Origin of the sequence: Bacillus sp. SIMBA_008 (genome assembly GCF_046535495.1) — a bacterium.
In the GTDB taxonomy this organism is placed as follows: Bacteria; Bacillota; Bacilli; order Bacillales; family Bacillaceae; genus Bacillus; species Bacillus subtilis.
This window is the reverse complement of the sequence record NZ_JAWRWL010000838.1, coordinates 1-255: the sequence shown is the minus strand read 5'-3', so window position 1 is coordinate 255 and position 255 is coordinate 1. Positions and strand designations below refer to the sequence as shown.

General features: G+C 36.9%; 1 pseudogene. It reads right to left on the bottom strand.

Annotated elements, in window-relative coordinates:
* Window positions 1-255: pseudogene (locus SB658_RS25690) on the bottom strand (EamA family transporter); the annotation flags it as partial.

The following is a 255-nucleotide window of genomic DNA, read 5'->3' as shown; positions in this document are numbered from 1 at the left end:
ATGTCATCATAAACAATAAATCATATTTCACGATAGAAATCGTTCCCATACTCGGAACCGATACGTATCCAAACGATGTAATGATTACAGTTATAATCCCTGTGACAGTCGTACCAAATACACAAGTCAACGTAGAATAACGTAATGTTGACCAATCGCTACACGTTTGACCACCCATCGTATAAATAACCCAACCTACAACCCCAACAAATATAAAGGCCAGCGAAAACACGTTATCTTTCAATGTTAAAAAGA